This window comes from Kineococcus glutinatus (assembly GCF_039542765.1).
In the GTDB taxonomy this organism is placed as follows: Bacteria; Actinomycetota; Actinomycetes; order Actinomycetales; family Kineococcaceae; genus Kineococcus_A; species Kineococcus_A glutinatus.
The window spans coordinates 1-7,170 of record NZ_BAABIL010000255.1 but is presented as its reverse complement, the minus strand read 5'-3'; the positions used below and the strand labels follow the sequence as shown (position 1 = coordinate 7,170).

Genomic DNA, 7,170 nt, shown 5'->3' with positions numbered 1-7,170 from the left:
GAACTCCGGCAGCGTGCCGAACTCCGGCAGCACCGCGCAGTAGTCGGAGATGTCGTAGCCGCCGTCGCGCAGCGGCGAGGCGTAGAACGGCGGCAGCCAGATGCAGTCGATGCCCAGCCACTGCAGGTAGTCCAGCTTGCCGATGAGGCCGGTGAAGTCACCGCTGCCCGAACCGTTGGAGTCGGCGAAGGCGCGCACCAGCGCCTCGTAGAAGACGGCGGACTTGTACCACTGCGGATCGTTCTTGAGGCCCGGCCCCGCGATGTGGAGGTTGTCCACTCACCGCCTCCTGACGTGCAGCACGTGGGCGGGCTGCGTGAACGGGTCGAGCCGGACGTAGTTGTGCGCGCCCCACGTCCACACCGCGCCCGTGAGGAGGTCCTCCACCTCGTAGGCGTCGTGCCAGTCCATGCCGACGGCCGGCATGTCGACGTGCACGGTCGTCTCCCGCACCGCGTGCGGGTCGAGGTTGACGACCACGATGACGTGGTCCTCCTGCCCCTCCTGGTTCGCCGCGGGCACGAACCGGCGGGAGTAGGCGATGAAGTTCTCGTCGTCGGCGGCGTGGAAGGTCGTGCCGCGCAGCAGCTGCAGCGCCCGGTGCTCGCGGCGGACCTCGTTGAGGCGGCGCAGCAGCGGCGCCAGGCTGCGGCCCTCCGCCTCGGCGCGCTCGAAGTCGCGCGGGCGGTACTGGTACTTCTCGTTGTCGAGCTGCTCCTCCGCCCCGGGCCGGGCCGCGTGCTCCACCAGCTCGTAGCCGGTGTAGATGCCCCAGGAGGGGACCATCGTGGCCGCCAGCACGGCGCGCAGCTTGAAGGCGGCGGGCCCGCCGTACTGCATGGTGGGCGTGAGGATGTCGTGCGTCGTCGGCCAGAAGTTGGGCCGCATGTAGTGCGCCGACTCGGTGGTGAGCTGGGTGAGGTACTCCCGCAGCTCCCAGGCGGCGTTGCGCCACGTGAAGTACGTGTAGGACTGCTGGAAGCCCACCTTGGCGAGGGTGTGCATCATCGCCGGCTTGGTGAACGCCTCCGACAGGAAGACCACCTCGGGGTGGCGGGAGTTCACCTCCCGGATGAGCCACTCCCAGAACTGCACGGGCTTGGTGTGCGGGTTGTCGACGCGGAACAGCGTGACGCCGTGGGACACCCACAGCTCGATGATCCGCAGGATCTCGGCGTAGATGCCGTCGGGGTCGTTGTCGAAGTTCAGCGGGTAGATGTCCTGGTACTTCTTCGGCGGGTTCTCCGCGTAGGCGATGGAGCCGTCGGCGCGGGTGGTGAACCACTCCGGGTGCTCGGTGACCCACGGGTGGTCCGGCGCGGCCTGCAGCGCGATGTCCAGGGCCACCTCCAGCCCGTGCGCGCGGGCCTCGCCCACGAAGGCCTCGAAGTCGGCGAAGGTGCCCAGGTCGGGGTGGAGGGCGTCGTGGCCGCCCTCGGCCGCGCCGATGGCGTAGGGGGAGCCGGGGTCCAGCGGCCCGGACTCCAGGCTGTTGTTCGGCCCCTTGCGGTTGACCCGCCCGATGGGGTGGACCGGGGTGAGGTAGGCGACGTCGAAGCCCATCGCGGCGATGGCCGGCAGCCGGCGCGCCGCGGTGGCGAACGTGCCGGACACCCAGCGCCCCCGCTCCTCGTCGAAGTGCGCGCCCTCGGAGCGGGGGAAGAACTCGTACCAGCTGGAGAACAGCGCCCGCTCGCGCTCCACGCGCAGCCGGTACGTCTGCGACGCCGTCACCGCGTCGCGCAGCGGCAGGTCGGCGAGGACGTCGTGCACGGCGCGGGAGGTGCCCGCCGCCAGCCGGGCCTCGTCCGGGCGGGAGGTGTCCCGCAGGCCCGTCACCGCCTCCGAGAGCACCTTTCGGTCGGTGTCGGAGCGGCCCGGCAGCTCCAGGGCCCGCTCCAGGACGCGCGCGCCCTCCTCCAGCATCAGCGCGGTGTCGACGCCGGCACCGATCTTGATGGTGGCGTCGTGCTCCCACGTGCCGTACGGGTCCGACCACGCCTCCACCCGCAGGCCCCAGTCGCCGGGGGCGTCGGGGGCCAGCACCGCCTCGTGGCGGTCGGTGCCCGGCACCGTCAGCGCCATCCGCGCCCACGCCCCGACGGCGCCGTCGGGGCGCACGAGGACGGCGGTGGCCGCGACGGCGTCGTGGCCCTCCCGGAACACCGTGGCCGTGATCGGCACCGGTTCGCCGACCACCGCCCTGGCGGGCCAGCGCCCGCCGTCCACCACCGGGCCCACGTCCAGCACCGGGATGCGCCCGAGTTGCGTGCCGGCGGCGAGCGCGGCGACGGCGGGCTCGTCGGCGACGCCGGAGGCGGACAGCGCCTCCAGCGGCTCGGCGGCGTCCCCGTGGCCCTCGGCTGCGGCGGGGGCCGGTGTCGTGGAGGAGTCGGCCCGCCGCGTGCGGCGGGCACCCGTGCTGCGGTCCTGTGCAGGGCTCACGGCACGCAACCTACCCAGAGCGGCGCCCATCGGCTCCCCGGCGCGGGGGTCGCGCGCCCGGCGGCGCCGCGGGGGTGCGCTCGCTACGCTGCGAGATCGTGAGAGCCATCCGACGCTTCACCGTCCGGACCGTCCTGCCGGCAGCGCTGGCGCCGCTGGGGGAGCTGGCGAGCAACCTCCGCTGGTCCTGGCACAAGCCCACCCGGGACCTGTTCGAGTCGATGGACCCGGCGGCCTGGGCCGCCGTGCACCGCGAGCCCGGCGCCCTGCTGGGCGCGCTGAGCACCGAGCGGCTGGAGGAGCTGGCCGGCGACGGCGCGTTCGTCCAGCGCGTGGAGGCGGCGGCCGCCGACCTCGCCGAGTACCTGCGCCGGCCGGGCTGGTACGCCGAGCTGGGCGAGGGGGCCCCGCGGGCCGTCGCCTACTTCTCCATGGAGTTCGGCATCACCGGGGCGCTGCCGCAGTACTCCGGGGGCCTGGGCATCCTCGCCGGCGACCACCTCAAGTCCGCCAGCGACCTCGGCGTGCCGATCGTCGGCGTCGGCCTCTTCTACGCGACCGGCTACTTCAAGCAGTCGCTGTCCCGTGACGGCTGGCAGCAGGAGACCTACCCGGTCCTCGACCCCGACGGGCTGCCGCTGGCGCTGCTGCGGGAGGCCGACGGCACCCCCGCGCGCATCACCGTCGACCTGCCCGGTGGGCGCACCCTGGCCGCGCGGATCTGGAAGGCGCAGGTCGGGCGGGTGCCGCTGCTGCTGCTGGACTCCGACGTGGAGGACAACGACGACGCCGCCCGCGGCATCACCGACCGCCTCTACGGCGGTGGCGGCGAGCACCGCCTGCAGCAGGAGCTGCTCTGCGGCGTCGGCGGCGTGCGCGCGCTGCGCGCGTGGTCCCGGCTCACCGGCGCCCCGGAGCCGGAGGTCTTCCACATGAACGAGGGCCACGCCGGCTTCCTCGGCATCGAGCGGGTCCGCGAGCAGGTCGCCGGCAACGGCCTGACCTTCGACGAGGCGCTGGAGGCCGTGCGGGCCAGCACGGTGTTCACCACCCACACGCCGGTGCCCGCGGGCATCGACCGCTTCGGGCGCGACCAGATCGAGCTGTACTTCGGCGGCGGCAACGAGCTGCCCGGCGTGCCGGTGCAGCGGGTGCTCGCCCTGGGCGCGGAGGACTTCCCCGGCGGCGACCCGCACGTCTTCAACATGGCCGTCATGGGGCTGCGGATGGCCCAGCGCGCCAACGGCGTCTCCCAGCTGCACGGCGCCGTCAGCCGCGGCATGTTCCAGGGGCTCTGGCGCGGGTTCGACGCCCCCGAGGTGCCCATCGCCTCCATCACCAACGGGGTGCACGCCCCCACCTGGGTGGCGCCCGAGGTCGTCGCGATGGGCCGGCAGTACATCGGCCCGCAGCTGCTGCGCAGCGGCGAGGGTTTCGAGAAGGTGGACCAGGTCCCCGACGAGGAGGTCTGGCGCACCCGCCGGGTGCTGCGCGCCCGCCTGGTCGCCGACGCCCGCACCCGGCTGAAGCGCTCCTGGCTGCAGCGCGGGGCCAGCGAGGCGCAGCTCGGCTGGATCAAGGACGTCCTCGACCCCGACGTCCTCACCATCGGTTTCGCCCGCCGGGTGCCCACGTACAAGCGGCTGACGCTCATGCTGCGCGACCCCGACCGGCTCAAGCAGCTGCTGCTGGACCCCGAGCGGCCCGTGCAGCTCGTCATCGCCGGCAAGTCGCACCCCGCGGACGAGACGGGCAAGCGGCTCATCCAGCAGATGGTGCGCTTCACCGACGACCCGGCGGTGCGCCACCGCATCGTGTTCCTGCCGAACTACGACATCACGATGGCCCTGACGCTCTACCCCGGCTGCGACGTGTGGCTGAACAACCCGCTGCGCCCCTTCGAGGCGTGCGGCACGTCGGGGATGAAGGCCGCCCTCAACGGCGGCCTGAACCTGTCCATCCTCGACGGCTGGTGGGACGAGTGGTTCGACGGCGCCAACGGGTGGGCGATCCCCACCGCCGACGGCGTCGACGACCCCGACCACCGCGACGACATCGAGGCCGCCGCGCTCTACGACCTCGTCGAGAACTCCGTCGCGGCCCGCTTCTACGACCGCGACGAGCGGGGCCTGCCCGCCCGCTGGATCGAGATGGTCCGGCACACCCTGGCCTCGCTGGGGCCGAAGGTGCTGGCCAACCGGATGGTGCAGGACTACGTGCAGCAGCTGTACGTGCCGGCGGCGACGTCGGGCCGGGCGGCGCTGGCCTCCGGCGCGGCCGCCGCCAAGGACCTCGCCGCCTGGAAGGGCCAGCTGCGCACCCGCTGGAGCGGGGTGCACGTCGACCACGTGGAGTCCACCGGCGTCGGGGACTCCCCGCAGGTCGGCGACGTCGTCGACGTGCGCGCCTTCGTCTCCCTCGGCGAGCTCGGCGCCGACGACGTGGCGGTGGAGGTCGTGCACGGGCGCGTCTCGGAGTCCGACGAGCTCACCGCCGCCGGGGTGGTGCCGCTGGTGCACGCCGAGGCGTACGAGGGCGGCCGCCACCGCTTCGAGGGGCGGCTCGTGCTGCGGCAGACGGGTCCCTTCGGCTACACGGTGCGGATCCTGCCCCGGCACGCGGGGCTGGCCAGCCCCGCGGAGCTGGGGCTCGTGGTCAACGCCTGACGTGGCGGCGGGTGCGGGCGGGGCGGGCTCCCCGGGCAGCGGTCCCCGGGACCGGTTGAGCGCGCTGGGGCGCGAGCCCTCGCGCAGGGGCGTGGCGGTCGTCACCGGGGGCTCGGCGGGGCTGGGCCGCGCGGTCGTGCGGGAGTTCGCCGCCGCCGGCTACGACGTCGCCGTCCTGGCCCGCGGGGAGGACGGGCTGGCCGGTGCGGTCGCCGACGTCGCCGCCGCCGGCCGGCGCGGGCTGGGCCTGGTCACCGACGTGGCCGACCACCAGCAGGTGGAGACGGCCGCGGACGCCGTGGAGGCCGAGCTCGGGCCGATCACCGTCTGGGTGAACAACGCCATGGCCACGGTGTTCGCGGAGTTCACCCGCACCGCCCCGGAGGACTTCGAGCGGGCCACCGCCGTCACCTACGGCGGGTTCGTCAACGGGACCCGCGCCGCGCTGCGGTACATGCAGCCGCGCGACCGCGGGGTCGTCGTGCAGGTGGGCAGCGCGCTGGCGCACCGCGGCATCCCGCTGCAGGCGGCCTACTGCGGCGCCAAGCACGCGATCGTGGGGTTCACCGAGTCGGTCGTCACCGAGCTGCTGCACCAGGGGAGTTCCGTGCGGGTCTGCACGGTGCACATGCCGGCGCTGAACACGCCCCAGTTCACCTGGGTGAAGAACGACCTGCCCGCCCACCCGCAGCCGGTGGCGCCCATCTACCAGCCGGAGGTGGGGGCCCGCGCGGTCCTGTTCGCCGCCGAGCACCCCCGCCGCCGGATGTGGGTGGGCGTCTCCACCGCGGCCACGATCTGGGGCAACCGGGTGGCCGCGCCGCTGCTGGACCGCTACCTGGCCCGCACCGGCTACGACGGGCAGCAGAGCCCCGGCGACGAGCGCCCGCAGGTCGGGGACAACCTGCACGGCCCCGTGCCCGGCGACCACGGCGCCCACGGTCGTTTCGACGCCCGATCCCACCGGCGCAGCCCGCAGGCGTGGCTCTCCCGGCACCGCGACCTCGTGGCCGCGGCGGCGCTCGGGGCGGCGACCGCCGCGACGGGGCTGGCGGTCCGCGGCCGCTCCGGGTGAGCGCGGGCCCGGCCGCACCGGGGGCCGCCCGCGCTCAGGAACCGCGGGACCTGCGCGTCTCGCGGGCGTTGGCCTTCTTGATGGCCTCGACGAGCTCGCCCTTGTCCATCGAGGAGCGGCCGGGGACGTCGAGGCGCCGGGCCACCTCCAGCAGGTGCTCCTTGGTCGCGTTGGCGTCCACGCCCTCGGCGGTCCGGCGGTGGGTGTCCCGGCCGCCCTCGGCCTGCGCGTCCGAGGGGCCCTTGCGCCCGCCCGCCTTGGGCTCCCAGTGGTCGCCGACCTTCTCGTGGGTGTGCTTGAGCGCGGAGAAGGCCGTGCGGTGGGCTCGCTCGCCGTCGCCGTACTCCTCCTCGGCGTGCTCGAGGGTCTTGGCGTAGGTCCGCTGCGCCTTCGCGTCGGAGCGGGCGATGGTGCTGGGCAGGTCGTCGGGATCCGGCGTGCCGCCGTGATCGGCCTCGTCGCTGTGCTTCGCCATGCCGGGTCGCTACCCCCCGGGCGGGACGGCAAACCGCCGGCGGCCCCCGCCTCAGCCCTCCTGCGTCAGCCCCCGCGGGCCAGCCGCCCGTCGACGGCGCCGCGGCCCAGGTCCGGCCGGCCCCCGAGGTGCTGGACCGTGAGGGTGCTGGCCGCCGCCACCCAGCGCACCACCTCCTCCGGCCCGTCGCGGCGCAGCACCGCCACGGCCAGCGCCGCCGTGAACGTGTCGCCCCCGCCGGTGGGGTCGGCCGGCGGCACGTCCGGGTGCGGCACGATGACCGACCCGCCGTCCCAGGCGGCGACGTCGCCGTCGGCGCCCGCCGACAGCACCACCAGGCGCGGCCCCGCCGCCACGAGGTCCGCCGCCGCCCGCCGCACCGCGTCGACGCCCGCCAGCTCCCGGCCCACGAGCAGCTGCGCCTCGTGGGAATCGGCGCGCACGTCGGTGGCGGTGCGCAGCGCGTCGGCGCGCACCTCCTCGTCGTCGGTGCTGCCGTCCACCACGAC

At 74.8% G+C, this 7,170-nt stretch carries 6 protein-coding genes; 2 read left to right on the top strand and 4 right to left on the bottom strand.

Annotation, left to right across the window (positions count from 1 at the left end; genetic code table 11):
• Together ABEB16_RS10595 and ABEB16_RS10590 are read right to left on the bottom strand one after the other, a co-directional pair.
• A partial coding sequence (locus tag ABEB16_RS10595; RefSeq protein WP_345712219.1) for an alpha-amylase family glycosyl hydrolase occupies positions 1-279 on the bottom strand: 279 nt, incomplete at its 3' end.
• Positions 280-2,475, bottom strand: coding sequence for an alpha-1,4-glucan--maltose-1-phosphate maltosyltransferase (locus ABEB16_RS10590; RefSeq protein ID WP_425560160.1), 2,196 nt, complete (start codon positions 2,473-2,475; stop codon positions 280-282).
• Between the two features lie 68 nt (positions 2,476-2,543).
• Here ABEB16_RS10590 and glgP point away from each other — a divergent pair, with 68 nt between their 5' ends.
• Positions 2,544-5,111, top strand: a complete 2,568-nt coding sequence (gene glgP / locus ABEB16_RS10585) for an alpha-glucan family phosphorylase (RefSeq protein ID WP_345712218.1) — start codon at positions 2,544-2,546, stop codon at positions 5,109-5,111.
• Positions 5,112-5,166: 55 nt separating this feature from the next.
• Positions 5,167-6,186 carry an SDR family oxidoreductase gene (locus ABEB16_RS10580; RefSeq protein WP_345712217.1) on the top strand — a complete coding sequence of 340 codons (1,020 nt, stop codon included), beginning with the start codon at positions 5,167-5,169 and terminating at the stop codon, positions 6,184-6,186.
• A gap of 34 nt (positions 6,187-6,220) precedes the next feature.
• Here the strand turns inward: ABEB16_RS10580 and ABEB16_RS10575 are convergent, their stop codons facing one another.
• Both ABEB16_RS10575 and ABEB16_RS10570 read right to left on the bottom strand, forming a co-directional pair.
• Positions 6,221-6,661: a ChaB family protein gene (locus ABEB16_RS10575; protein ID WP_345712216.1), complete on the bottom strand. Its 441-nt coding sequence runs from the start codon at positions 6,659-6,661 to the stop codon at positions 6,221-6,223.
• A gap of 65 nt (positions 6,662-6,726) precedes the next feature.
• The coding region (locus tag ABEB16_RS10570) for a PfkB family carbohydrate kinase (protein WP_345712215.1) at positions 6,727-7,170 on the bottom strand (444 nt) is incomplete at its 5' end.